At 50.3% G+C, this 25,759-nt stretch carries 24 protein-coding genes; 13 read left to right on the forward strand and 11 right to left on the reverse strand.

Features of this window, described 5'->3' with window-relative positions:
- Positions 1-37 precede the first annotated feature (37 nt).
- The 10 genes from LZD49_RS27030 to LZD49_RS27075 all read left to right on the forward strand — a co-directional run bounded on the left by LZD49_RS27030 (position 38) and on the right by LZD49_RS27075 (position 12,552).
- Positions 38-3,199, forward strand: coding sequence for a TonB-dependent receptor (locus tag LZD49_RS27030; protein WP_234670891.1), 3,162 nt, complete (start codon positions 38-40; stop codon positions 3,197-3,199).
- An 18-nt stretch (positions 3,200-3,217) separates the two neighbouring features.
- Positions 3,218-4,933 carry a RagB/SusD family nutrient uptake outer membrane protein gene (locus LZD49_RS27035; RefSeq protein ID WP_234670893.1) on the forward strand — a complete coding sequence of 572 codons (1,716 nt, stop codon included), beginning with the start codon at positions 3,218-3,220 and terminating at the stop codon, positions 4,931-4,933.
- Between the two features lie 139 nt (positions 4,934-5,072).
- Positions 5,073-6,581, forward strand: coding sequence for a glycoside hydrolase family 32 protein (locus LZD49_RS27040; RefSeq protein ID WP_234670894.1), 1,509 nt, complete (start codon positions 5,073-5,075; stop codon positions 6,579-6,581).
- Between the two features lie 49 nt (positions 6,582-6,630).
- Complete coding sequence (locus LZD49_RS27045; protein WP_234670895.1) at positions 6,631-9,351, forward strand: substrate-binding domain-containing protein; 2,721 nt, start codon at positions 6,631-6,633, stop codon at positions 9,349-9,351.
- Positions 9,352-9,629: 278 nt separating this feature from the next.
- On the forward strand, positions 9,630-9,992 hold the full coding sequence (locus LZD49_RS27050; RefSeq protein ID WP_234670896.1) for a hypothetical protein: 363 nt from the start codon (positions 9,630-9,632) through the stop codon (positions 9,990-9,992).
- Between the two features lie 180 nt (positions 9,993-10,172).
- Entirely contained in the window at positions 10,173-10,439 is a 267-nt protein-coding gene (locus LZD49_RS27055) for a DUF2892 domain-containing protein (protein ID WP_234670897.1), read from the forward strand.
- 25 nt (positions 10,440-10,464) lie between these two features.
- Complete coding sequence (locus LZD49_RS27060) at positions 10,465-10,719, forward strand: hypothetical protein (protein WP_234670898.1); 255 nt, start codon at positions 10,465-10,467, stop codon at positions 10,717-10,719.
- 95 nt (positions 10,720-10,814) lie between these two features.
- The gene (locus LZD49_RS27065) at positions 10,815-11,177 is read left to right on the forward strand and encodes a YtxH domain-containing protein (RefSeq protein WP_234670899.1); all 363 of its coding nucleotides are present in this window, start codon (positions 10,815-10,817) and stop codon (positions 11,175-11,177) included.
- Positions 11,178-11,181: 4 nt separating this feature from the next.
- A complete protein-coding gene (locus LZD49_RS27070; protein WP_234670900.1) occupies positions 11,182-11,607 on the forward strand; it encodes a YsnF/AvaK domain-containing protein in 426 nt (141 codons plus the stop codon).
- A 42-nt stretch (positions 11,608-11,649) separates the two neighbouring features.
- Positions 11,650-12,552, forward strand: a complete 903-nt coding sequence (locus LZD49_RS27075) for a YsnF/AvaK domain-containing protein (protein ID WP_234670901.1) — start codon at positions 11,650-11,652, stop codon at positions 12,550-12,552.
- Between the two features lie 211 nt (positions 12,553-12,763).
- On the opposite strand, the gene LZD49_RS27080 is transcribed toward LZD49_RS27075, so the two are convergent.
- Together LZD49_RS27080 and LZD49_RS27085 are read right to left on the reverse strand one after the other, a co-directional pair.
- Positions 12,764-13,018 carry a GlsB/YeaQ/YmgE family stress response membrane protein gene (locus tag LZD49_RS27080; protein WP_234670904.1) on the reverse strand — a complete coding sequence of 85 codons (255 nt, stop codon included), beginning with the start codon at positions 13,016-13,018 and terminating at the stop codon, positions 12,764-12,766.
- A gap of 136 nt (positions 13,019-13,154) precedes the next feature.
- Positions 13,155-13,742: a Crp/Fnr family transcriptional regulator gene (locus LZD49_RS27085; RefSeq protein ID WP_234670905.1), complete on the reverse strand. Its 588-nt coding sequence runs from the start codon at positions 13,740-13,742 to the stop codon at positions 13,155-13,157.
- Positions 13,743-13,911: 169 nt separating this feature from the next.
- Here LZD49_RS27085 and LZD49_RS27090 point away from each other — a divergent pair, with 169 nt between their 5' ends.
- A complete protein-coding gene (locus tag LZD49_RS27090) occupies positions 13,912-14,499 on the forward strand; it encodes a hypothetical protein (RefSeq protein WP_234670906.1) in 588 nt (195 codons plus the stop codon).
- A gap of 19 nt (positions 14,500-14,518) precedes the next feature.
- Here LZD49_RS27090 and LZD49_RS27095 read toward each other — a convergent pair whose 3' ends face one another.
- The 8 genes from LZD49_RS27095 to LZD49_RS27130 all read right to left on the reverse strand — a co-directional run bounded on the left by LZD49_RS27095 (position 14,519) and on the right by LZD49_RS27130 (position 23,330).
- On the reverse strand, positions 14,519-15,196 hold the full coding sequence (locus tag LZD49_RS27095) for a phosphatase PAP2 family protein (RefSeq protein ID WP_234670907.1): 678 nt from the start codon (positions 15,194-15,196) through the stop codon (positions 14,519-14,521).
- A gap of 11 nt (positions 15,197-15,207) precedes the next feature.
- Complete coding sequence (locus LZD49_RS27100) at positions 15,208-17,610, reverse strand: TonB-dependent receptor domain-containing protein (protein WP_234670908.1); 2,403 nt, start codon at positions 17,608-17,610, stop codon at positions 15,208-15,210.
- Positions 17,611-17,674: 64 nt separating this feature from the next.
- Positions 17,675-18,946 (reverse strand): HAMP domain-containing sensor histidine kinase, encoded by a 1,272-nt coding sequence (locus LZD49_RS27105; protein WP_234670909.1) that lies wholly within the window; start codon positions 18,944-18,946, stop codon positions 17,675-17,677.
- Positions 18,943-19,617, reverse strand: coding sequence for a response regulator transcription factor (locus LZD49_RS27110; RefSeq protein WP_234670910.1), 675 nt, complete (start codon positions 19,615-19,617; stop codon positions 18,943-18,945). The genes LZD49_RS27105 and LZD49_RS27110 overlap by 4 nt, the downstream gene beginning before the upstream one ends.
- Positions 19,618-19,654: 37 nt before the next feature.
- Positions 19,655-20,254 carry an HD domain-containing protein gene (locus tag LZD49_RS27115; RefSeq protein ID WP_234670911.1) on the reverse strand — a complete coding sequence of 200 codons (600 nt, stop codon included), beginning with the start codon at positions 20,252-20,254 and terminating at the stop codon, positions 19,655-19,657.
- Between the two features lie 103 nt (positions 20,255-20,357).
- Entirely contained in the window at positions 20,358-22,325 is a 1,968-nt protein-coding gene (locus LZD49_RS27120; protein ID WP_234670912.1) for an LTA synthase family protein, read from the reverse strand.
- Positions 22,326-22,402: 77 nt separating this feature from the next.
- Positions 22,403-22,798, reverse strand: coding sequence for an SPW repeat protein (locus LZD49_RS27125; protein ID WP_234670914.1), 396 nt, complete (start codon positions 22,796-22,798; stop codon positions 22,403-22,405).
- 37 nt (positions 22,799-22,835) lie between these two features.
- Positions 22,836-23,330 carry a hypothetical protein gene (locus tag LZD49_RS27130; protein ID WP_234670916.1) on the reverse strand — a complete coding sequence of 165 codons (495 nt, stop codon included), beginning with the start codon at positions 23,328-23,330 and terminating at the stop codon, positions 22,836-22,838.
- 294 nt (positions 23,331-23,624) lie between these two features.
- Here LZD49_RS27130 and LZD49_RS27135 point away from each other — a divergent pair, with 294 nt between their 5' ends.
- A complete protein-coding gene (locus tag LZD49_RS27135) occupies positions 23,625-24,047 on the forward strand; it encodes a response regulator (RefSeq protein ID WP_234670918.1) in 423 nt (140 codons plus the stop codon).
- A 125-nt stretch (positions 24,048-24,172) separates the two neighbouring features.
- On the opposite strand, the gene LZD49_RS27140 is transcribed toward LZD49_RS27135, so the two are convergent.
- The gene (locus LZD49_RS27140; RefSeq protein WP_234670919.1) at positions 24,173-24,598 is read right to left on the reverse strand and encodes a hypothetical protein; all 426 of its coding nucleotides are present in this window, start codon (positions 24,596-24,598) and stop codon (positions 24,173-24,175) included.
- Positions 24,599-24,789: 191 nt separating this feature from the next.
- On the opposite strand from LZD49_RS27140, the gene LZD49_RS27145 reads away from it, so the two are divergent.
- Positions 24,790-25,749, forward strand: a complete 960-nt coding sequence (locus LZD49_RS27145) for a manganese catalase family protein (protein ID WP_234670921.1) — start codon at positions 24,790-24,792, stop codon at positions 25,747-25,749.
- The last annotated feature ends 10 nt before the right edge of the window (positions 25,750-25,759 follow it).

The following is a 25,759-nucleotide window of genomic DNA, read 5'->3' on the forward strand; positions in this document are numbered from 1 at the left end:
TCCAATTCACCCTTTTTAATCTCAACCCATTTTAGGAATGCAAAAAATTCTACTGCTGGTGGCCTTCGCGGTCGCCTGTGTGGTGAACCTGCCCGCCCACGCGCAAAACAGGGCGCAGATCAAGGGCGTCGTCAAAAGTACCGACGGCGAGCCGCTTCCCGGTGTAAATGTCCTGGAAAAAGGGACTTCCAATGGTGCTGTTACCGACATTTCAGGAGCTTATAGCATCTCCCCTGCCGCAGGGGCGACGCTCGTTTTCTCCTACATTGGCATGCAAACAAAAGAAGTGGCAACCGGTAACCAGACGGTCATCAACGCGACACTCGATTACGACCAGAAAAGCCTCAACGAAGTGGTGGTGGTAGGCTACACTTCTTCCAAGAAGGAAGATCTGACCGGCGCTATCGCCGTGGTGGACATGGCGCCTTTGAAAAACATCAGCTCGGGTAACCCCATGCAGGCATTGCAGGGACGTGTGCCAGGTTTGTACATTGAAAAAACCGGCTCTCCGAATGGTACCAACTCCCGCATCCTGATCCGCGGGGCGAACACCCTGGGCAACACCGATCCGCTTTACATCATCGACGGCGTGCCGACCAAACGTCCGGAAGTCTTTCAGGGATTGAACCCCAATTCTATTGAGTCGATACAGGTTTTGAAAGACGCTTCGGCGTCATCCATTTACGGTTCGCGGGCTTCCAACGGGGTGATTATTATTACAACTAAAAATGGTTCCAATACGAACGGGAAGATCAATATCGACTTTAATACCAGTATTTCTGCGCAATCCGAAAAGTATGCGCGGTTTAATATGCTGAATGCGGTTGATCGGGGCCGCGCATTGTGGCAGGCTTCGGTGAACGACGGGGTAAATCCCGAGGATGGTTATGGTGCACTGTATCAGTTCGATTGGAATAAGGATTTTAGTAACCCGGTCCTGAACGGCGTGAAAGTCCAGCCGCTTGTGGGTGGCAATGCCAATATGCCCGCCGGGGACACCGATTGGCAGAAGGTGATGTACAAAACCGGCATCGTGACCAATAATGAACTGACGATTTCAGGCGGCAACGGCACTTCTTCGTTGCAAATCAATTTAGGTTATTATAAAAACACCGGAATGCTCCGCTACACCGATTATGACAAACTCAGCGGGCGCATTAACGGGCTGACCAGCGCATTCGACGGCAAACTGAAAATCGGGGCGAACATGCAGATCGCTTCCTCGAATGAAACCCTGGCTTCGACCGACATTGGCGGTGCCGCCACGCCCGGCCTGGCCGTGACGCTCGCGCCTACGATTCCGGTATATGCCAAAGACGGCTCCTGGGGCGGGGCGATCGGCTCGGGTTATTCCGACCGCAACAATCCGCTACACATGCAGGAGATCAATAAATGGGACAATGCGCATCGCCTGACGCTTTTTGGCAATGTGTTTGTGGAAATCCAGCCGTTTAAAAACTTCTTCCTCAAAACCAGTCTCGGCGCCGATAATGCCGCTTACCGCTTTAAAAACATCGAACAAGCCTTTGAAGAAGGCTCGTTCGGCCGCGCTAACAACAGCCTGACGATCGACCAGAACCGCTACCTGAGCATTACCTGGTCGAACACCGCCCGCTACAACCTCGACCTGGGCAACAACCACTTCAAGTTTTTGGTAGGTATGGAGGCGATTAAAAACGACTCGGATTTTGAAATAGCCCGAAAAGAAGGCTTCGCCGTGCAGACCAAGGATTACTTTGTGCTCAATGCGGGAACCGGCAATACTAACGTGACCGGCTCAGGCTCGGGCAGCAGGTTGCTGTCGCAGTTCGCCCGTATCGATTACGGCTTTTCTGACCGCTACCTGGCCGCCATTACCGTCCGCCGCGACGGTTCTTCCCGCTTCGGTTCCGAGAATGCTTACGGTATTTTCCCAGCAGCATCGGTGGGCTGGCGCATAGATAAGGAGGCTTTTTTTAAAGGTGTTACCAAGGTCAGCAATCTGAAATTGCGGGCCGGGGTCGGCAGGGTTGGAAACCAGGAGATCGGTGACCTGGCCCGCTTCGGATTGTACGACACGCGTTACGGCGCACGCCAATCCCAGTTCCCGAATGGCCACAACAGCTTTTTCGACCAGTTTTATAACATCGGCACCGCCTATGACCTGAATGGCGCAAACACCGGTAACCTGCCCTCCGGTTTTGTGTCGATCCAGGGCGCGAATCCTAACCTGAGATGGGAGACCACCGACGAAGCCAACTTCGGTCTGGATTTCGGCTTCTTCGACGGGCTTATCCAGGGTTCATTCGATTACTTTACCCGCAAAACCAGCGACATTCTCATCACGCCTCCGGTGGCTTCGGCGGTCGGCGAAGGACAGTTGCGGGTGCTGAATGGCGCGGCGAAGTCTAACAAAGGTTTTGAATTCTCGGCAGGTTACTATGCCCGGCCCAAGGGCGATTTTACCTACAATATCATGGCTGGCGTAAGCCGCTTCCGCGATAAGGTCACCGAATTGCCCGAAGAAGTACGAGCCGCCTATCCCGGCAATGCTATTCAGACTATTCTCGGCCATTCGCAATTCGACCTGTTTGGTTATAAAACCAACGGCCTGTTCCAGAACCAGGCCGAAGTGGATGCCGCTCCCGCGCAGGTGGGCGCTGGCCCGGGACGCATCCGCTATGTGGATACCAATGGAGATAACAGAATAGACGACCTCGACCGCGTGTTTTTCGGAACCACATTGCCCGCGTTCGAATACAATTTGAAAGTGGAAGCCTTTTACAAATCGTTCGATCTCGCGGTTTTCGGCTCGGGCATTGCGGGGCGCAAAGGCTTTGACACTTATACTTTCTATAACAATTTCATCCGCGGGCGTGAAAATGTGGGTCCGGGTGTATTCGACGCGTGGTCGGCGAATAACACCGGTTCCAAAATCCCGGCATTGTCGCTATCGGATGCCAATAACGAGACGCGCTCTTCGGATTATTTCAATGTCAATACTTCCTATTTCAAGCTGCGCAACATCCAGCTGGGGTATGCGCTGAATTCGGAGCTGATCCAGAAGATCAAACTACAACGCGTGCGGATGTACCTGATGGCCGAAAACCTTTTCCTGATCAAATCGAAACAGTTTACCGGCCCGGATCCCGAACGGACGGACATCAACGCGATCCCGATCCCAAGGACATTCACATTTGGTTTGAACATTTCTTTCTAACTCCTGAAAAGCATTCTTATGAAAAGCAAATACATATTTAGTCTGATCGCCGCCTGTGGGACGTTGCTGATCAACACTTCGTGTAACGACTTTCTCGACTACCAGCCGGAAGGGTTGCTCTCGTCGGAAAACGTTAAATCGGCCTCAGCGGCCGAATCACTGGTTACCGCGGCGTACGCGGGTATCGGCAACGACGACATGATCGGCCCGATGACCAGCATGTGGGTGTACGGCAGCGTGCGCTCCGATGACGCCTACAAGGGTGGCGGCGGCGTTTCCGACGTGGCGGAGGTTGATTTTTACGAGCATTACAACCTCACCCGCCCCGACCTCGGCCTGATGCATCCGTTCACTTGGGAGAATTTCTACAAAGCCATTTCCCGCGCCAATGCGGCACTAAACAGCCTCAACGCATTGACGGACGCTGAGTTCCCGCTCCGCACCACGCGGATCGCCGAAATACGTTTCCTGCGCGGGCATTCGCATTTTATGCTCAAAATGCTATTTAAGAATATCCCTTACGTCGATGAAAAACTATCGAGCGACGATATTCTGAAAGAGTCGAACGTTCGATATAACAATGACGAGCTTTGGAATAAAATCGGGGAAGATTTCCAGTTTGCGGTTGATAATTTACCCCAGAAACAAAGCCAGCTCGGCCGCGCCAACAAACTGTCGGCGGCGGCTTACCTTGCCAAACTTCGTCTTTTTCAGGCTTACGAGCAGGATGCCAACCATCAAGTGACGGGCATTAACAAAAACCGCTTGCAGGAAGTGGTGACGCTCACCCAGCAGGTGATCAGCTCGGGCCAGTACAGTCTGCAACCCGATTTTGCCGAAAACTTCATCGCCGAAACCGAGAACGGCCCCGAATCTGTTTTTGCGATCCAATATTCGATCAATGACGGTACCGCTGTGGGCCGCCTAAGCTACGTAACCGGGCTGAACTACCCGCACGGTGCGCCGCAATATGGCTGCTGTGGCTTCCACCAGCCCAGCCAGAACCTTGCCAATGCCTACCGGACGGACGCGAACGGACTGCCGCTGTTCGAAACGTTCAATGACAAAAATGTTGATTTTAATGCCGAAACCGTCGACCCACGCGTGGACCACACCATCGGCATCGACGGCCATCCCTACAAGTACGACGCGACCAAGCCGTTCAGCAACAGTTGGGTGCGCGATCCGGGTGTGTATGGATTTTTTCATACGATGAAAGATCAGCAACTTGCCACCAGCGCGTCCTATCACAAAGAAGGTCCGTTTATCGGCAGTTCCAAAAACATTGACATTATCCGCTATGATGACGTGCTGCTAATGCAAGCAGAAGCTTATATCGAACTCGGGCAGCATACATTGGCTTTGCCGCTGATCAACCAGATCCGCAAACGCGCCGCCGCAAGCACGGGCCGGCTTAAAAAGACCGACGGCACCTTGCCTTCGAAATACAGTATTAAAGAATACAGCGCCGCCGGCTGGACGCAGGATTATGCAAGAAAAGCATTACGCTGGGAAAGAAGGCTGGAATTCGCGACAGAAAGTCCGCGTTTCTTCGACCTCGTACGCTGGGGTATCGCTGAGCAGACTTTGAATGCTTACCTTGAAAAAGAAAAAGTCAGGCGGCCGTTTCTGGCGACAGCTAAGTTTACCGCAGGCCGGGATGAATATTTGCCGATCCCGCAACGGGAGATCAGCTTTACCAAAGGGCTTTATGTACAGAATCCGGGTTATTAATTTAGTAAGGGTTGTATAAACGAAAAATACCCCTGAATTGTCAGCCTGAGCGCAGTCGAAGGCCGTTGCAGTACCGGCCTTCGACTGCGCTCAGGCTGACATCTTAATAGTATTTGAAGCAGCCACATCAAAAAAACGTATGAAAAAAATCACCATCTCAATATTAGCAGCGCTGCTATTCGCGCAATTCGCGAGCGCTCAGGAAACCCCTGAAAAATACCGTCCCCAGTTCCACTTTACACCGAAGGCGCATTGGATGAACGATCCGAATGGCATGGTGTACTACAATGGCACTTACCATTTGTTTTATCAGTATTATCCGGAGGCGAAAATTTGGGGCCCGATGCATTGGGGCCACGCTACAAGTAAGGATATGCTGCATTGGAAAGAACAGCCCATTGCGCTCTATCCGGATAGCCTGGGTTACATTTTCTCCGGCAGCGCCGTAGTCGATGCGAACAACACTTCGGGTTTTGGCAAGGATGGAAAAGTACCGCTGGTAGCTATCTTCACACACCATAACCCTGTTCTGGAAAAACAAAAAACGGGCCGACATGAATACCAGAGCCTCGCATACAGCCTTGACGAGGGTAAAACCTGGACCAAATACAGCGGCAATCCCGTCCTGCCCAATCCCGGCATTACCGATTTCCGCGACCCGAAAGTGCGCTGGTACGAGCCGCAGAAAAAATGGGTGATGACGCTTGCAACGAAAGACCGCATTACCTTCTATTCTTCGCCGGACCTTAAAAAATGGTCGAAGGAAAGTGAATTCGGGGTGGACGCGGGCGCGCATGGGGGCGTGTGGGAATGCCCGGACCTGCTCCCCCTCACGCATGAGGGCAAGCAGGTGTGGGTACTGATCGTGAATATCAATCCCGGCGGGCCTAACAAGGGCTCCGCAGGACAGTATTTTCTTGGTGATTTTGACGGGAAGACATTCACGGCTTATTCCAAAGAAACAAAATGGCTCGATTGGGGTGCCGACAATTACGCCGCCGTCACTTTTTCGAACACGGGCGACCGTAGCCTGTTAATGGGATGGATGAGCAACTGGCAATATGCGAACCAGGTGCCGACAGATCCCTGGCGCAGCGCCAATACCATCTCGCGCGAACTGGGGTTGAAGGCCGTGGGCAAGGAATTGTATATGACATCGGTACCGGCAAAGGAATTGGACGGGATCAAAGCACAGGGTTATTCCAAAAAGAATATTTCGGTGAAAGCACCGGTCGACCTCGCGCCAAAAAACGGGAATGCATCCGGCCTGTTCCGCCTTGATTTTAACACGGCGACCGCCGACGATTTCGAACTTGTTTTGTCGAACAAAGCGGGCAATGAACTGCTGATCGGCTATGATAAGGCCAGCAACCAGTATTATATCGATCGCTCCAAATCGGGTAAAACGGATTTCGAAGCAGGTTTTGGACAAAAACATTTTGCGCCCAGATTGTCCAAAGACGGCAAGATTGCTTTCACACTCGTTGCCGACGTGGCTTCGGTCGAACTTTTTGCCGATGGCGGGCTTACCGTGATGACCGATATTTTCTTTCCCGACACGCCGTTGTCGGGGCTGACAATCAAATCGGCCAAAGGCATTCAGTTGGACGATGTGCAATACAGCGAGCTGAAACCGTCGATCGAGTAGCTGCCAAGCCTAAGGGGATACGCCCATATTTTGTGTTAAATTCGTGCTTATGAGATTCACGCTGATCGTTTTCCTGTTGCTAATGTTGTTTGGAGGCTGTGCCGAAAAGCAGGAACAGGATTATGTGATCGGCTTTTCGCAATGCACGGGCGACGATGAATGGCGGCGTGCGATGCTCGACGGCATGCAGCGGGAATTCGCCTTTCATAACAATACACGGCTGATTTTTAAGGACGCCCACGCCAACAGCCGGGTTCAGGTAAAACAGATAGAAGAACTGCTTCAAAGCGGTATTCAGCTGCTGATCGTTTCGCCGAACGAATCGGACCCGCTTACTCCGGTAATTGAAAAGGCTTTTAAACGGGGCATTCCGGTCGTGGTCGTCGACAGGCGTACTTCTTCCCCCTACTACACCGCTTACGTGGGCGGGGACAATTACCAGGTAGGGAAAACCGTGGGCGACTACACCGCAGCATTATTGAATGGCTACGGCAAGATCATCGAAATTACCGGCCTGCCCCGCTCCTCGCCTGCGTCCGACCGCCACCGCGGGCTCGCGGATGCACTCGCGACCCGCCCGGGCATTCGGCGCGTAGCGACTTTAAACGGCCAATGGGAAAAAGACATTGCCAAAAAAGAACTGCGCAAAGCATTGCCCCGCTTTCCCGATATCGACCTGATCTTTGCCCAGAACGAAGTCATGGCGATGGGCGCGCGCGAGGTTTGTAACGAGGTTTTTCCCGACCGCAAAATCCACGTTATCGGAGTCGACGGCCTACCGGGGCAGTTCGGGGATATTCAGATGGTGTTCGACGGCCACATCACAGCCACTGCGCTTTACCCGACCGGGGGCGAAGAAGCGGCGCGGGTAGCGATGAATATCCTTCAAAAGCAGCCCTATCAGAAAGAAAACCTGCTGCAAACCGCCATTATCGATTCATCGAATGTGAGGATGATCAAAATGCAAACCGACAAGGTGATATCGCAGCAAAATGACATAGAGCGGCAGCAGACGCGGATCGACGAACAGCTGGAAATTTACCAGACCCAGCGGGGGCTTTTATATGTCATGACAGGCCTTTTCATTGTCTCGATCATCCTCGGCTCGGTGGCGTTGTATTCGCTGATTGAAAACAAGAAGATCAACAGGGAACTGAATTCCAAGAACAAGGAAATTCTCGTTCAGCGTAACCGCATTCAGGACATTGCCGAGAAAGCACAGGAAGCGACCGAATCCAAATTCAGGTTTTTTACCAATATTTCCCACGAATTCAGGACACCGCTCACCCTGATCCTTGGGCCGGTGGAAGAACTTTTAAGACAAAAAAATGAAAATCCGGCTGTCAGAAAGAACCTTTCATTAGTCCAGAAAAATGCAGGCCGGTTACTATGGCTAGTCAATCAGCTGATGGATTTCCGAAAGATCGAAAGCGGCAAGATCCGCCTGAAGGTTTCGGGCAACGATATCGTCGCTTTCATTCGTGAGCTGATGCTGCCGTTCGACCCGGTAGCCCGGAAACGCCGGATTGATTTTCGTCTCATTACTACCCTGCCCGCCCTCGAAGTGTGGTTCGACCGCGATATGATGGACAAAGTGTTTTTCAACCTGCTTTCCAACGCATTCAAATTCACATCGGACTGGGGGCACATTTACATCCATGTTTCAAGTGCCGGCGACAGTGTGATTATCAAAGTGCAGGACAATGGTTCAGGACTGAGCGAAATGGATATTGCCGGGGCTTTCGAGATGTTTTACCAGGGCAAAAATTCAATCAAAGGAACTGGACTTGGCTTGCCGCTGTCGCGCGAGTTTGTTGAATTGCATCAGGGTACCATAACAGCCGATGGTAAAAAAGATGAAGGTGCGACGTTCACGGTGACGCTACCCCTGGGCGTGGCGCATTTCCAGCCCGAAGATATCGCAGATCCGGCCGTCGGCATCACCGAACGCGCCGTTAGCTGGACAACCGCAGAAGCTGAAACGGAAGAACAATCAGCCACAATGCCTCGCCACGATCTGCCAGCTGTTCTGTTGATCGAGGATAACGAGGATTTACTTGCGTTCGTGACTGGCTTGCTGCAAGGCCAGTACCAGGTGACTACGGCCACCAATGGTCGTGCGGGCCTCGATTTGTGCTTTGACATCGTGCCGGACCTGATCGTTTGTGACGTCATGCTGCCGGGGATGGACGGATTGCAGATAACCACTGCCTTGAAAGGCGACATGCGCACTTCGCATATCCCGGTGATCCTGTTGACTGCCAAAAATAACCCCGAGCAACTGGTGGAGGGCATGCAGGTCCGGGCCGACATGTACATTACCAAACCATTTAGCCCGCAATATTTGCAGGAAAGCCTCCGCAGTCTTCTGGCCAACCGTCTGTTGGTACGGAGTGCTCAGGTCGGTCAGGGCATAACCGACACCGATACGGGGCTTTCACGGCTCGATAAAAAATTCATAAACCAGCTCCGTACCCTTATTCTTTCACGGCTAGCCGATCCCGGGCTTACAGTAGAATCCCTCGGGAAAGAAATGGGCCTGTCGCGCGTACAACTTTTCCGGAAAACCAAAGCATTGCTGGGTGGTGGCACCAACGACCTCATTCTTAATCTGCGCCTGGAAAAAGCCTGCATATTGCTCCGTAATCCTGATCTGACAATAGCGGAAATTGCCGATCAGACCGGATTTACTTCGCAGAGTTACTTCTCGACGGTTTTCAAAAACCGCTTCGGAACATCTCCCAAAGACTGGCGGCTTGTCCAAAGCTGAATTCACCGCCGATTCCGAATTGTACAAGCTCAATTATAGCTCCCCGATCCGGATGAAAACGGCTAAGGAGTTTGCGGGCAGCCTTCAAATTCACCCGAACTATCTGAACCAATTGTTAAAGAAACACACTGGCCAGCATGCCAGTACACACATCCGTAACCGTATCCTGGATGAAGCCAAAGAGCATTGCTCGTCCAAACCGATTGGAGTTTACAGGACATCAGTCACAGCATTGGATTCGTTGAGCGGCCCAGTTTCAATTTGTTGGCGCAGTATATTTGTATAATGGAAGCGCCAATCAGCTCATCAGTACATTGAAGGGCAGCGCTGCCAACGACCAGATTGGCGATAGCGGAAGTGCAGTTGTAGGAACCAGCAACGTGGTTGTGATGAGCCGGAGTTGGAACGGTGGCGCCGGTGCAGTGACATGGTGCGACGGAAGCGTGCCGGTTACCGGTGAGCTTAGCAGTGCAAACTCACTGGTTGGGTCGGTCGCCAATTCATTCATCGGATCCGACATTCGGTACTTGCCCTCGGGTAACCAGCAGCCGGTCGACATTCGTAAACTGGAAAGCGGTATTTATTTTCTGGAAATTGAGCAAAACCGAAAAGTGGAAACCCGAACTTTTATAAAGGATTGAGGCAGCAAATGGCGATCAGGACTAAAATGGGCTCCACATGCCTTCGGTCGACTAGTGTTGCAAGACAAGGATTCTTTTAGCCATATACGAATTACCAGCTTGTTTGTGTCAGTCCCACTGTGTGATGGGTTCGTGGTATGGTTATTGTTACGCCTGACGAGGAACTTTTTACACCATACTATGCAAATTAAGACTGAGAAAATTGAAGAGAAGGCTCAACAGGTTTCGCAGGTTGTTGAAGACAACCAAAACGTGGGAACCACAGAGCGGATTATTTCCGGCGTAGCAGCATTACTGCTCACGATCTACGCACTAAAAAAGAAAAATACCCTGCTGGGGAAAGGGCTGACTGCCGTCAGCGGAATGCTGTTGACAAGGGCCACAACAGGCTTTTGCCCCGTCAATAAGGCGATAGGACGAAATAGTTTACTGGCGGGCAGATCATAGTGAACTTAGCATAAGTATTAACCTGATGACAGAAGCAGCTAAGCTCAAAAGAAATTACCAAAAACTTCTTGATTGGTATCAATACCGCGCCGAAGAAAATAAGGGATCGCAACAAAAGTTGCTGGACTTACTTGCGGCGCTGGACCGGGATGTACAAGCCGACAAGGCGTACGAAAAAGACGTTGACGATCTGGAATCCCTTAAAATCATATACGAAACCGGGATAAGAAGGTTTGAGAGCCAGGTGGACAGATACAAAAAGCTGATAGACGGTTTGTAGCAGGTCACCGCCATCCATTATCACCGTGCCGGGCAGCCAGAGAAGTGCTGGCACGTTTTTCGCTTAGACAGCAGCTCACTTTAACAACTATTAATATGAGCTCGAAATACAAGGACTACGAAGATGATGGATCTAATGGCGGCTTTTTTCTGGGTTTTCTGGTCGGGGCGGCCGTTGGTGCCGTCGCGGCTATTCTATATGCACCCAAGTCTGGCCTTGAAACCCGCAACCAGCTTAAAGACCTCGCAGACCAACAGAAAGAAAACCTTTCTAATCAATGGGAGCATACTAAGGAAAAGGCCGCAGACGCTGTAAACGCAGCCCGAGAAAAGTTCGATGCAGCAGCAGAACAGACCAAAAGCGCTGTAGATGGGCTGGCTAATAAAGCGAAAGGGACAGTTGATGATGTGAACGAGGAAGCAAACACATCAGTTGACAAATTCCAAAGAAGGATCTGATCCAATGGTAGCATCGGATCCGAGTTCCACTGAGAACAGTTTCCCGACTCAGGAGAAGCTGGTACTGCCTGTCATACATGAGAATTTGGTGGTCGAAAAAGTCAGTGTTGAAACAGGTAAGCTAATAGTTTCAAAGCAGGTTACAGAAGAAACGGTATCGGTGGATGCGGGCGTCACGTATGAGCAGGTGGTGGTAGAGCGGAAAGCGATTAACCAATATGTGGATTCGGCTCCCCCCGCTGTCAGGCATGAAGGTGAAGTTACCATCGTGTCGGTGATAAAAGAAGTGCTCGTTGTTGAAAAACGATTGATGTTGGTGGAGGAAGTGCATATCACAAAACGCCTGCATCATCATGAGAACATTGTTTCGCAAACGTTGCGCAAAGAAGAAGTGACGATTACAAAGGCAGCTTCCGGCACGGATATTTAAAGAGGTGGGGCCATACAACTAAAAACCAAATTTCGAGTAATCATGGCAAACACAGTCGTAGGAATATTTGAATATGAGGACGATGCGCAGCAGGCGCAGAACTACTTACTGGCAAACGGATATGCCGACGGGGACGTCGATATTAAGACCGCTTCCTATAAATCGGATACCGGTACCGGGGCAGCAGCGGAAGACCGCGATGTGTCAGACCGCATCGGCAATTTTTTCCGGGATCTTTTTGACGGCGACGAGCAGGAAACGCAGCGTTACACCGACGCGGGCAGAAAAGGTACGATCGTGACTGTTCATGCCCTGGATGCGACCGAAGCCGAAGCTGCCGCCGAAATCCTCGATCGGTTTGGCGCATTAGATGTCAACGACGAAAATTTCGCAGGGTTTTCAACGGCCGACCAAACATATAATACCCCTGACACAGGGTTTGTTCCTGTAACGGGTTCCACCTTGGTGACGGATCCTACCTTGGTAACGGACTCGACTATTTTACCTGATTCTGATTCGTTGGACGACGAAAGTTTCGTTTCCGGCAACGAAAGCGCTTCCTTACCCGTCATTGAAGAGGAGCTTCAAGTGAGCAAGCGTGAAATCGAAACCGGTGGCGTACGGCTACGGAGCAGGATCATCGAGCGCCCTGTCCAGGAAAGTGTCCGGCTTCGGCAGGAGCAGGTAACAGTTACCCGCACCCCCGTGGACCGCATCGCTTCCGTTTCCGAACTGGATACATTTGCAGAAGGAACAATCGAAATGACCGAACGTGCCGAAATTCCTGTGGTGACCAAGGAGGCTCGCGTAGTAGAAGAGGTCAGCCTGAACAAGACGGTCGAAGAACATGACGAGATCATCCATGACACTGTCCGCAACACCGAGATTGATGTAGAAGACCTTACAGATGAAGAAAATCTTCGCCGCTCAGGTCTCGATTTGTAATGATTGCAATGATACCCAAGGCCCTAGCGTTGCGGGGCCTTGGGTATAAATTCTTCAGCTAATAATGGAAAAGGCAATCAACCCAAAATTGTGCGACAGCCCGTTTGCACAATTTTGGGTTGGTTGCCTTTTTTCTGATCGTCCGCCGCGTCCCTTCTGCCAAATTCAATAATTCGGCCAGTTACAAGAAGGCGGATTCCTTTACGTTCGGTTATGACCTCGTGGCGAACTTCCTGTAAATGAACAGAAGAAGTACCGCACCGACAATCGCTACAAAAAGACTCCCAATATTGAAGCCATCCACGGTTCCGTAGCCGAGCATTGAGGAAATCCAGCCACCAACCACGGCCCCGACTATACCAATAATAATTGTTACTATAAAGCCTCCCGGATCCTTGCCCGGGTGAATTGCCTTCGCAATTGCACCAGCAATGAGCCCAATGATAATCCACGTGATAATTCCCATATGTAGAGTTTGATTGTTAGTCCTGTCGTCAATCAAAAACTATGCCTTTGCTACGCTTCGGCTGGACCGGCGGACATTAAATCATAACGCCGGTTGAGGATCGACTCATTCACACGCCGGGTCCTTGACGAGTAAGCTATTGATTGATCCTTTTCCGGATGCGGCTCAGCGACGGATTGGTAATGCCAAGATATGAGGAAATGTGGTAGGCAGGTATCCGGTCCACTATATTCGGATGCTCATTAAGCAGCCGGACGTACCGCTTTTCATGGCTCATAAATAACAGTTCCTCAGTTCGACTTTGTGAATAGGTGAAAAACAGCTCAGCTAATAAACGCCCGAATATTGCCCAATTCGGATGCGTCGTATAAAGGCCTTTCAGATCCCGGTGAGAAATGTACATGATCTCCGAATCTTCCAATGCCTGAATAAAGTAATGGCAGATTTCACGCGTGATGAAGCTGCGGAACGAAACAACAAATTGGTTTTCTGAAAAGAAGTAAAGGTTTTTCTCTTCAAATGTTTGCGGGTCGACATAATAGATTCTGAAAATACCCTTGACAACGAGTCCGAGATCATTGCAGACCACAAACTGCATATTGAAAAAGTCGCCCTTGTTTATTTTTCGCGACTTCCAGAAGCCGCCCGCATCAGCAATATCCTTGTCGGTTAATGCGGCGAAATTTCTAAGGTGAGTATTCAGGGTATCACGGTGTTCGGTCATTTTGATCGTTTTAAACGGCCCACTTATTTTGCATGCTTACCCGATAAGGAACTCGCAGCCCATAGCCCTGGTCAATTTTTCAAGTTTTTTCTCCCGGTTTTAACTTAGGTGAAAAACAGGGAAAAAATATCCATTGACCTTTGGTGTACAAAATAAACGATCATACATCATGAAATCAACAGATCAATCTCACAGCGGCATTTCAAGCGAAGCAATTGAAACCGCTAAATCGCTACGCAAGCTCTATTTCATGCGTGCAGCGTTTTCTATCGTTTGGGTGATCCTTGTAGCTGCCTTTGCCAAGACCAATGTGACCATTGCTACCGTCCTCTTCATCATTTATCCGGCATGGGATGCATTTGCAACCTTTTTCGATATGAAAGCCAATCCGCCTGCTTCCAATAAAGGCCCGCAGTTTCTGAACATCGCCATCAGCATTACCACCACAGTAGCAGTGATAGTTGCTCTGCAAAATGGCATTCCGCAGGCCCTGATCGTATTTGGCGTCTGGGCGATCCTGACAGGACTTATTCAACTGATACTTGGCCTGCGCCGCCGCAAGCAACTGGGCGGTCAATGGCCGATGATCATCAGCGGAGGGCAATCCATGCTGGCTGGTGGTTCATTTATAGCGATGGCAAATGCCCCCGATTCAGGTATTACCACACTCGCAGGCTACGCAGCATTCGGAGCGTTCTATTTTATCCTGGCCGCATTCCGACTATCTAAAACCATTAAAGCTGAAACAATTGTCTGATACGCCGGGCACGGGTCAATCAATACACCGCCTGCGATCCCGCATGCCTGCTCCCCCATTTGTACCGGTGCGTCCAGTAAGCCACTTTCATCGATAAATAGCCGATCCCTGCGCCTACCAGCACGTCGCTGATATAATGCCTGTTGTTGGCTACACGCAGTAGCCCAACCGACGAAGCAACCGTGTAGGACGCGTAAGGCATCCAGGGATACCGGCCTTTGTATTCCTCATTCAAAAATGTGGCAGCCGCAAATGCCTGGGTGGTATGCCCCGACGGAAAGGAATTATACGAGCTGCCATCAGGTCGAAGCGTATGCGTAGCCGATTTCAGGATCGTCGCGGTGGTCAGCGCCATCGCCTCACCTTTGACCAGGATCACCGTGCGGTTCAGGACGTCGGTTTTGGATCGAATGCCGAATGCATCCAGACCGTAGGCTATGGCAAGAGGTGAAAACTGCATGTAATCGTCGATATGCGTACGAAACCTCGGGATATGCCGATTCCGGCTTTCGGCGAGCTCGTTTTTAATAGACTCTTCCGAATGCCCATTGGCCAGAAGGCCACCGATGATGAGCGATGCAGGCGCGTAGAAATGCTGCAATGTCAACGGTTTACGTACGGGCAGGCTATCGGCAGACGTAAGCGGGTGTGCGAGGGAGCATGTGGAGGAAAGGAGGAAAATAATCAGCAGCCGCATGGGTAAATGGGTTAGAATTTAAAACTATATCCGGCCCGAACAAGCTGGGTCTCGTAGTAATCGCGGCTGCTATAATGGAAGCCGTCGCCGTACACCGTTTTGCGGACTACAAGCGTCCCAAAAAGGTCGGTGGCATTGATGAAAACTTCGCCCTTCGGCAATTGTCGCTTGGCACCCGCGTCTACGGAGAAGCGGTAGCCGGTCCGGCCCTGCGGAACAATGTCGGGTGCCTGATACGTGGTTACCACTTGCAGTTCTGCCTTTTTGCCTTTCAACACTGCGCTGGCCTTGGCACTTCCAGAGGTTAGCGACTGTTTCCCGGCACTGTAAATAGATCTTACCGGGTAGAGGTTTTCAATGGAGAATGCATTGACAGTAGTCTTATAGATATTCCCGTTTACATTCAGTGAAAACCAGTTGGTTAAATCCTGCTGCCATACCAGCTCACCACCGGTGTTATAGCTCTTACCTGCATTCTGGAACACATTATAGATCAAAGTACTGCCTGGCACGATGGTACCGATCCGCGTGATGGTGCCATTCGTTTGCTTGCCGTACAATGCGGCATAGAACGAGCCATTCTCCCCAGTGGTTTTATAACCCGCTTCCCAGGAGCTGGTAAATTGCGGTTTGAGGGCCGGATTGCCGATCTTGATGATTTCCGCGTCGTCGTACTTGGGGAAAATCCGGATATCGACCTCATTAGGCCGGTCTACGCGCCGGTTGTAAAAAAGCGAAACCTTGTTGCGATTGTCGAACTTGTAAGCAAGGCGCATATTCGGGAAAGGTTTGGCGTACGTATAACCATCGCTGTGGTATGTAGGGTGAGTGGGATTGACCTTGTACCGGAGATTGATATACTCAACCCGCAAGCCAGCTTCCAGCTCGAATTTTTTGTTTTCAAAAACATAATTCCCATACACGGCCGGAATGGTCTCCTTGTAGTCGGCTCGCCCACCCGCGAGGCTGTCAATAGGCGAATTCAGTCCTGGAAAGAACTGCATATGCGTAGGGATAAACCGCCGGCGCAATTTTATCCCGCCTTCCAGCCTTCCATAGCGCAGCGGGCGGATGTAGTCCGCGTTCAGGTCAAACACATTCTCGTCCGAAAGCAGCTTGAATGCGTCCCTACCCATGAAATCGGGCATGATGTTAGTGAAAAAATACTGCTCATTCTCGCGGTGGAAAGTGTAGTTCATCCCGACATTGAGCACGCGCCCGGGTTGCGCATATTTGTGCTGGTAGGAGACACTCGCCGTCGCGGTTGTTTTTAATTCGTCTTCCAGGAACTGCCACAGACGACTCCGCCGGGTCAGGTCCGCGTTGAAAAAAGGCTCGTCGCCGCGGTCGAGGATCTTCTCGCTGCTGAAAAGCGCCGATACCGACAATGCATTCCGGTCGTCGAAAGTCCAGTCGGCACCGGTTTTGGCGGTGATCACGTTGGTGCTCCGGTTGCGTTTGGTCTGCTGCCGCACGGTATCGCCCGTGTCGTAAAACCGGTTTACAAACTCATTCTTATTGAGTGTAGGCGTATGCAGATAATCCCCTTGAAAGAACGCATTGACCTTTTTCTTTTTGTAGTTCAGGGCAACCGAGGGGTTTAGTTTGAGGGTATTGCGGTATTGCGGTCGAATATCGGGCAGATTTTCTTTCCTTACCCACAATGCACCTACTCCGGCTGCCATTCCGATTTTCCCGTTGAACCCCTCCTGCTTTTCCTTTTTGTAAATGATGTTGATGATCCCCGCATTGCCGTTGGCATCATAGCGTGCCGAAGGATTATTGATGATCTCGATGCGTTCGATGGCCGATGCGGGAATGTTGTCGAGGCTCGTTTGGCTTCCGAAACCGGTCAGGGCGGTCTGCCGGCCGTCGACCAGAATTGCTACCTTATCACTTCCGCGCAACAGCACCTTTCCGTCTTCTCCGGCAGTGACGCCGGGCAGGTTTTTCAACGCCTGCAATACCGATCCGCCGCTTTGGCTCACATTACGGCCGATATTGAACGTTTTTCGGTCAAGCTTGTCGGCTACACCTTCGGTCTGCGGGCCGGTGATAGTAATTTCCTGCAAAGCCCGCGAGTCTTCGGGCATTCGAATTTCGCCCATGTCCAGGAAAGGACTCAATGCACCTGCAATCACCGGCTTTTGCACCAATTTGTAACCCAGCGAGCGGCATTCGAGCAGGTAGTTGCCGCTTGCGATATCCGGTAACACAAACCGACCCTGCTCGTTGCTGATCGTGCCGGTTACAAAAGCACTGTCCTGTTCCGAATTCAGTACAACGTTCACGAACGGGAGCATTTCCCCTTTTTCCGCCGACCTGACCCGCCCGGAAAGGGTCACTTTCTGCGCCTTAACATGCGTCATGACGAAAATGCAGCAGACTAATGCCAGGATGCTCTTTACAGCCATTCAGAATAAAGCTTTTGGTTATCTGATGGCAAATTTGGACACCGATTTAGAAGAATTTTTGAATTCAGAAACGGACAGAGAAATGATGTACACCGTCGGCGAACCGGTAGCCGATCTGCCAGCCATAGCGGTCGCAGATCTCGCGTGTGATCGCGAGGCCAAGCCCGCTACCGGCATGCTGGCCAGAAGCCTGGGCAAACCTTTTGAAGAGATTTTGTTCCTGTAAAGCTTCTGTTCCGGTATTGCTGACGGTTAGCGATCCCACATCCAACCGGACATCGATTTTACCGCCGGCTGGCGTGTAGCGCACCGCATTGACTAGCAGGTTAGTCAGCAAAATTTCCACCAGCATCGGGTTGGTTTGCACGTAAAGCGCTTCGATACTTTGGGAATAGTGAAGCGAATTGTTTTCAAAGCGGTCTTCGAACTGGGCTGCGAGGGCAACCAGCATGTCGCCCAGGGCCACCTGCTCCGTCCCTTCAAACTGCGCGTGCTCGATCCTGGCCAGCAGCAGCAGGTTTTTATTAATCCTCGATACGCGGTTAATAGCCTGATACACCTCCTCAACGGTCTGCAATTGCGCGGCGTCCAGCGACTGGCTCTGCAAGAGCATATCCAACTTCGATTTAACAATGGCGAGCGGCGTCTGCAACTCGTGGGAGGCATTTTCGGTAAATTCCCTTTGCTGACGGTATGACGCGAGGCTGCTATCCATCAGGCTTTCGAGGCTTGCATTCAAGTCGGCGAACTCGGTTACCTGCGATGGCGGCAGCGAAACTGTGCGGCCACTTTCAAGACGGAATGCCCGCAGGCTGGTAAGCGTGCCATAAAAGGGCTGCCAGATGCGCAGTGCGGTTTTACGGTTGAGATAAATAAACCCGGCCAGCAGCAGCATAATAAAAAACACCGTCACCGCGGCAATAGCCAGGATCGTCTCGTCGATTTCCTCCATATTCGTTTCAATCAAAACCCGGTAGAGCCTGCTGTTGACGCGGATATCGGTCACCAGGCAGCGAAACTGTTCCCGGTCGTTCATGAAAGTATCGAACCGGATAATGGTATAAAGGCTGTCGGGCCGTGGTGCAGCTGTTTCGCTGAAAGAAAAGCCGGGTTGCACCTTGTCGAGCACCGCGATCATATCACCGACCGCCGTGTCGGGCAGATTCAGTCGGGTAAGGCGTTTCTCCAACTTTTCACGAATCGCATAATGATGCTTGTCCAGTTCATTTTCCCAGATCCAGTCAATGATCAGGAAATAAACCGGAATGCTTATTAACAGCACTGCAAGCGCATATACGATCAGTGGTCGCAGACTTTGATCGAGCAGCTTCTTCATCCTTCCCATTTGTAGCCGGTTCCATAAACTGTTTTCAGGTAATTGCCATAACCCGCCTCTCCCAGCTTCTTTTTCAAATTTTTAACATGGGCGTACACGAAGTCGTGGTTATCGAACATATCCGCAATATCGCCCGACAAATGCTCAGCCAGGGCACTTTTGGCGATCACCCTGTTTTTGTTTCCTATAAAAAACAGCAATAGGTCCAGCTCTTTCTTCGTCAGCACGACGATGAGGCCGTTAACTGTAACGGTTTTACTGAGCAGATCAACTTTTAACTCATTCTGCGTAATGCTGTTATGATTACCAAAGCTCCGTCTCCGTATAACGGAGTAGATTCGCGCCGCAAGCTCGGGCAAATGGAAGGGTTTTGCCAGATAATCGTCAGCCCCTGCATGCAGACCTCTGATTTTATGTTCATAATCTCCTTTGGCCGAAATAATGATCACCCCATCTTGTTGGCCCTGCTTTTTGAGTGTTTCAAGAATATCCATCCCATCGCCGCCGGGCAGCATCAGATCGAGCAGGATGCAATCGTACCGGTACAGCTCCACTTTCTCCCGCGCCTGTGCCCAGTTGCCTGCATACTCGCACAGGTAGTCCTGGGCCGACAGGTACGTGCCGATGCTCTGGGCAAGTCCAGGCTCATCTTCAATGATCAGGATTTTCATGCAGGTAATTTACCGTAAGAATTCGATTTTCGACGGATCAAAGTTTCAGCAAGGATTCTTGTAACTTTTGCAGGTTCCTCCTTTTTTGGCGGGAAAGCTTCTGCTGGCAGTACAATGTATGGTATTCGTGAGAAAGCAGGAGTTTGGTCGTTGCCTCGATCCATTCACGGGCCGGTATTTGCTGCCCTAAGCGGTGTTGCACCTCCTGGCGCATAAGAGCATCGCAATTTAGGAAATCTGTGGTACCTAGATGATACAGATCTGCATCGCAAACGATAGATTCCAAAAGATTCGTGGGCTTCTGTGGCAAAATGGTAGCCAGGATACAGCTGCTGACTGCATCCAGAACGGTTTCGTCCAGCTGCCAGGCCTGGCCGAATTGATGGAGTAATTCCACCGCCCGCTTCTCATGTCCGGAAGGCTGTCCATACACATAACCTAAGTCGTGGAACCAGCCGGCAGCCGATACGATGAAAGAATCGCGGGTATCCAACTGGTAATAGTGTGCTATTTCAGCGCACCTATCGACAACATACCGTGTATGGGCTATGTTATGATAAGCCTGTTCATTTGCGTCCGTCACGAGTAGGTCAGAGGCATATCGCCCGATGCGACCTAATATTTCGAAGTAATTCATATTTTGCTTCAATGAGGTCTGTTCTGAGAGTTCGATTCCTGATACCGTCAGATTTAGAAGAAATACTGAACCCGATTGTGCACCTGCTATGGGTACATACCGGTTATTTTTTCATGAGCCCTTTCCTGAACTGCGAGCTGGCGCATTGATACCATGCGATGGCTTCTTCGACAAGGTGTTTGTTTATAGGACTTTCCTTAGCCGAGCCATCCCGGAAGTCGGGCATGAATGTGGCCGCTTGTTTCTGGGGTCTCAAGATCACCAGGGAGTCGTGTTTAATGTAGCCCAGGCTTTGATAGGTACTGATGAATGCGCGCTCCCGGCCCGCTTCTAGCTTAAAAATATCATAACCGAAAAATTTGCTGCGGTAAGAAAAATTGAGCAGGCCCAGAATGGTAGGACCAAGATCGATCTGACTCATGAGCCGTGGCATGGTGCCAGCCTTAACAAGCCCGGGGGCATAAATCATCAACGGAATTTTGTAGCGGTTAACGGGAAGATCGGTCTTTCCCGCACTGGACGCACAGTGGTCAGCCACAATGACGAATATCGAATTGCTGAACCAGGGCTTGCTTCTTGCATTGCGGATAAACTGACCAATGGCAAAATCGGTATACTTCACAGCCCCCTCGCGGCTGGTATGCGAAGGTATGTCAATCCTGCCCTCCGGATAGGTATATGGACGATGATTGGAAGTGGTCATAATATGGCTAAATACTGGTTTGCCTGCCTGGGTAGCAAGGCTGATCTGTCGGCTGGCCAGTTCGAAGAGGTTTTCGTCGGCTACACCCCAGATGTTTTCATAGTCAATCTCCTCTTTGGACAATGCGGCCCGGTCCACCACCTGGTAGCCATTATGTTCGAAGAAATACCCCATATTATCAAAATACCCGTAGCCACCGTAGACGAATTGGGTCTGGTAACCCTTGCTTTTCAACACGTTTCCCATTGAAAACAGCCCTTCATTGCGCGGCCGCCGGACGATTGACTGCCCCGGTGTTGGTGGCGCGCATATCGACAATGCTTCCAAACCCCGGACCGTGCGTGTACCGGTGGCATAAAGATTGGTAAATAAAAGGCTTTCGCGGGCAAGAGAATCCAGAAAAGGCGTGACCCCCAGTTTGTTTCCAAAACTTCCCAGAAAATCGGCACTGAGGCTTTCTACACTGATCAAAATAATATTTTTATGTAACTCGGGCCCGGAATTAACGATTTGTCGTTCGATACTGAATGGGTTGTTCCCTAAAAAATGGCTCTCCGGCGTTTTGACCAACGAACGAATATCGGAAGATGCACGCCGGTCGCTCAACCTTAAATAAAATTGATCATAATCCAGCTCATTGTTCCGGTAGGCGGCAAACAGCTCATACATTCCGTTGCCCGCCAGCTCATTGTTATAGGTGTTTTTGCTGAACTGTCTGGTACTGTTATCGACCAGCACAAACGCTGCAACTACCAAAATCAGATAGCCCGCCAATGCCAGCGACCGCATTCCAAATCGCATGGAGGAAAAAGCCAGTCGGTTGGCGACCCTCAACATCAGGAGTGTCAAAAACACCGAAAGAACGACCAGTAAGCCCAGGATGACTTCTATCGGATACGATTGACGGATGTTCCCAATTACTTCCTGCGTATACACGAGGTAATCCACTGCAATGAAATTGAAACGGGAGCCGAACTCGTCCCAAAAGACACATTCGGAAACCGCATTTAATAACAGGAGGAACATCATCACAAATACCAGCGAGTGCATTACCCATTGATAACCCTTCTTTTCTCCTAACCGACCGGGGGTCAGCCATCCGATAAGCATCAACGGAAGGATAAAGTACAAGGAGTTGATCAGATCGTAGAACAGGCCGATGCCGAATATGCTCAGCACGCTCACGGGACCATATTCGACGTTTTGCCCGGCCTTAAGCATCAGCGCCAGGCGGGTGATCGTGGAAAATATAATGAGCAGGGCGGCTAAACTAACAGGGATAGTCAAAAAACCGGATCGTCGGCCAGGTACATTACCCGTGCGCTCAGTGGCAGTAATCATTGAATCAGGAGGTGTCAGCAGGGCCATCGTTGGCCCGTTTTCGCGCTGAAACTACCAGTGAATTTTGAATTCTTTTTGAATTCAAAATTCGTACACTTCCTGGATCAACTGATGCCTTCCGCCTTCGGATCTATTAGCGATCGTGACTGATCGTGTGATGGGTGCGCCGACGTCAGCAACCCGGCCAGAACCTGGAAAAGTCCCATTAAAAGATGCGGCAGAAAAACGTCCTGCGCAAAACCAAAAAGCCAGGGCGATGATGCTAAAAACGCGCCAGCAAATATGTCTGTGGTTAAGTGGACCCGCATGGGAATGCTCCGTACAATCCCACCTTCATAGTCGGTAAACATCGAAAGCGCCACCGATAACAAACCAATTGCCATCAGTACCCAGGTTGCGGCATCAGATTCTCTAAAATCAAATATCCATGGGGAGGCTATGAATAGCAATCCTGCGACGTAATCTATTTTGCCGTGGAGCCGAGTGTTGATAATTTTCATTTTGATATTGTTTTAACTAATGATGAAGGTTGACTGCTCAAAGTAAGGAAAGCTCCCGCGACTCAAACCGCTCTACGAGCTCCTGAAGGAAAAGACCCGTAGCCGCTTCGTCTGAAATGGCAGCGCCCAATATACGCCTTGGATCATGGGCGTTGTGTTGATCACCAAGACCTACTAGGTTTTCATAGCAGTTTAATTTATGCTGAATGATTTCGGCGGTCAAATGCGTAAGTGAAAGGTCTCTGATAGTTCCTTTGTACCCACTGTCAAGAGCAAGCATAATCCTTTTTTCCAGGTTGGTAACCGCAACTGGCTGCGTGTCCGGCGGCACCGCCTGATAATGTTGGGCAAGTCCTAGCTGGTGGCTTTCAGAAATCGCCAGGGCCCGCCTGAGGGTGCGGGACAGCTCACTCGACCATACCGATCGCATGATCTGCGGCAGGATCCGGCTGACTTGTTGCTCGGCTTGTATTACCAGATCAATTTCAGTTTGGAAGGAAGAATTTACTGTTGGAAATGATGCAGCTTTCATTGTCGTAAATATTTGATTCAAAGCGCATTGATTAATAAAAACTATACCTCACCGATTACCGCTACTCCACTCGCGTTAAGAGGTGGTTGTTCTACATGGTGGGGAAACGTTTTTGGAACCGGACGCCATTTGAAAGCCGCCCGGCTTTTAAAACTGGCGGAGCTTTAAGAATTCACTTTTTGAAGCGGCCGATTAAAAAATATCGGCATCGGTAAGTAAGGCTATTTTTTGAAACCGGAATGGTTAAGCCGGTTTGGTATTGTTTTTGTACCTTTTCAGTAAAACGTGGCAGCTATGAATAAGGATGGTACTATTGTTATTATCGAAGACGACGAAGATGATCAGTTTGTATTAGAGGAAATTTTTAGCGAACTGGGGTACCCCAACAAGAGAATGTATTTCACGAGTGGACTATCCGCACTGAATTTCCTTTATTCGACCACTGAGCGGCCTTTTATCATTATCTCGGACATCAACCTACCAGAGCTGAATGGCCTGGAACTTAGAAGAAAAGTCCAGCTGGATTCCGAACTCAGCCTGAGGTGCATCCCCTACATTTACTTTACGACCGCCCTTAATCAGCAGGTGGTAGTAGATGCTTACAGCACTTCCGCGCAAGGTTTTTTTGTCAAACCTGGTGATTTCAACGAAATCAAGGAAACTATTGATGTGATGATGAAATACTGGAAAAGATGTGCGGCACCTAACAACTTTTGAATAGGGTGCCGCATAGAATCAGGCCGTTAACATAGGATCAGCGTTCTTTATATCGAAGCCGTAAGGATTTGTGTGTTGAATGAATTCGTCGAGTACCGTAAAAAGGGTGGTGACCCATGAGTGCGTCAGTGCTTGATATCCTGCCTGACGGATATCGTTTCATTGTTGATCAGCTGATCCTGAGTGGTAAGATTTGTATTTTCCACACCCAAAACACTGTTATCCAGTAGCGTAGTAAATGTGCGGCCTGTTCTCACCAGGAATGCACCAAGATATCTCTGCCTTGTCAGATCTTCAAATTTGAGTAACTCCTCTACCTTTTCGATATTCTGTTTAGCCCTATACATGACATAGGTTTTGATTTTCTTGTATTCGGAGGGATCACCCGGGAGCTGCACATATGATACGATCTTTTCGAAAAATACCGGTTGCCAATTGGCCACATAAGTATCTTCCGGCAAATGCTCAACGATCTCGACCTGGCCAAACGCCCGAATACCAAAAGACACGAGTACTCCCGCTGTCAGCCTAACAAACCTGCCTGTTTTCATGATACTTTTTTTAAAATCGCGGTCGGTGAATAAAAAGCTTGCCTGAAGCGCATCCCGGACCGGGTTAACATTGAATCAAAGCGATTCCCCAGTTTTGTGGACAGAAAGCAGCGGCTTGTTGCTAGTACATAGTGGCACAGGTTTTTATAAGGGCGGGAACTTTCATGTTCTTACAACTAAAAACGATTGCTATGTTTTACCACGTCAAAGAATTACAATTTAACGCCCGGGTCTCCAAGCCAGACCCCAAGTTCGCGCGGCTGTTGCTTGAACAGTTCGGTGGGAGCAATGGAGAGCTCAAAGCGGCCATGCAGTATTTTGTGCAGGCATTCAGCGCCAAAAACCCCTTTCCTGACAAGTATGACCTACTCATGGACATTGCAACCGAGGAATTCAGCCATCTCGAAATTGTCGGCGCGACGATCCAGATGCTGCTCGGCGGCGTGAATGGTGAATTAAAAAACGCCTCGGAAGAATCGGAGATTATGAAACTGCTGGACGGCACTTCTGCCAGGGAAGGTTTTATCCATGAAGCCATGGTCAATCCCCAGTTCCTGGTTCTCAGCGGCGGAAGCCCCACGCTGACAGACAGCAATGGCAATCCCTGGACGGCCGCTTATGTCACCGCAAACGGGGACCTGACGGTGGATCTACGCTCCAATATTGCCGCCGAATCCCGTGCGAAGATTGTTTATGAATATCTGATGAAGTTTACCGATGATGCCTATGTAAAGGAAACGCTCCGTTTCCTGATGACGCGCGAAATTGCCCATTATCAAATGTTTGAAGCGGCTTTGGCAACCATTCAGCCCAATTTCCCGCCTGGCATTTTGCAAGGTGATCCACGGTTCAGTAACCTTTACTACAATATGTCCAGCGGAATGGACGCGCAAGGACCATGGAACCAGGGTACCAGCACACAGCTCGGTGAAACCTGGCAGTATATCGAAGATCCTTTGCAGCAGGTATTGGAAACGGACGGACTTACCACGCTGGAACCCACGGGCACAGACCGCACTGAAAAGTCAGTCAAGACGCTCGACAAAGAGCTGAGCAAGCTGCGTAGCGAAGAAATCATGAGCGCGACTGCGGAGATCGATGCGCAATGGAGCACATATGACAAGTCGGGCGGTCTCCTCAATGAATTGTAACCAGAACTAA

Source organism: Dyadobacter sp. CY261 (assembly GCF_021440085.1).
Taxonomy (GTDB): domain Bacteria; phylum Bacteroidota; class Bacteroidia; order Cytophagales; family Spirosomataceae; genus Dyadobacter.